This window comes from Nostoc sp. MG11 (assembly GCF_014904695.1).
Lineage (GTDB): Bacteria > Cyanobacteriota > Cyanobacteriia > Cyanobacteriales > Nostocaceae > Komarekiella.
Genome location: NZ_JACXXN010000178.1, coordinates 1 through 1,225, shown reverse-complemented (window position 1 = coordinate 1,225; position 1,225 = coordinate 1). Strand labels below are relative to the sequence as shown.

1 protein-coding gene is annotated in these 1,225 nt (G+C 36.2%); it reads left to right on the top strand.

Annotated features, from left to right (window positions below; all coding sequences use genetic code 11):
- Window positions 1-191: 191 nt before the first annotated feature.
- Window positions 192-647 carry a hypothetical protein gene (locus HCR01_RS37925; protein ID WP_193201015.1) on the top strand — a complete coding sequence of 152 codons (456 nt, stop codon included), beginning with the start codon at window positions 192-194 and terminating at the stop codon, window positions 645-647.
- The last annotated feature ends 578 nt before the right edge of the window (window positions 648-1,225 follow it).

Here is a 1,225-nt window from a genome sequence, read left to right as displayed (position 1 = left end):
CTATTTTTTCTCGAAGATCGACAGAGTATGACTTCATTTAAAGGGATTTATATTTTAATTGATTGTACCTCATAACAGACGCAAGTGCTGTATTAGCAGAAGAAATTGGCACAAGTGTTCACATAGATTTTATAGTGCGTTGGCGCTAGCCTTGCCGTTAGGCATCGCTCTACGGAGAGCTAGAGCCAGAAGTGTTTAAGGTAGTTAAAGGTAGAGTTCAATCTTCGCTGACTCAGGGGAAGGAAAGCAATAAATGGTTTAGTGTGCCTGGAGAACCGGGCTATTTTACTCTCTCTTTAACTTTACTCTCCAAAGATAAAACTAAAAATTCATCACCTCAAGCAAAGCGCAAAAATAATAAACCAATAAAGCCGCCGCAGCCAAAAGAGATACCAATGCTCAAAGTATATGAAGGTCAATTCTTAATTAATGCCTTATCTACTTTTTTAGAACAGAACGCGGGTAAAGTTTTCAACGTCTCAGAAGTAATCACTGGAATTTATGGAGAACTAAATGCGGCTGATATCAGAGAAGTCAGGAATAAAGTTCTGAATGAATTATCGCGGGAGTATCGCACAGGTCGATTCTCTAGAGTGACTAATCAAATTGGGTTTTATACCTGGGACTACAAGTTAGTTAATGAATAAATAAAATGCTTAGTTATACCAGTAAGAGCAATATAATTAAATGCTAAAACGCCTCCAGAAATATCTGTAAAGGCGTTAGCTACGGCTAGTTTATAGAGTTCAATATAGTTATCGTCTGTATATCTATAGCTTAATTAGTAATTTCGATTTTTCGGTGAAGAATACATAAATATAATCAAGAATTATATAACAATATTGTTAACAATTGCGGTTGAGAACTTTTGCTTGGCTCCATAGATAATGAGCAAATATACTTACAATAAATGAATCAACGTAAGCGCTCCTGCTGTATTTTCACAAAAGCATGTTTCAACTGAAGTCAGAAGTCAGAGGTCAGGAGTCAGAAGGAAAACCTTCTCCACTCTTGCTACTTCTTCTTTCTCAATCTTTGATAGGGATTTTGAGTAATTGCAACCCAAGGTAAGTTGTTGCCTATTTAGCTTCAAGCTACTTATGGCATCTAACCATAGGATGATTTATTATCTAACTTCAAGTATATTTCCAAAATAGAAGACAGCCGATAAGCTGTTATCATCATGCTGGATCTCGAATATAGTGAAGAAAATCTGGGGTATCTA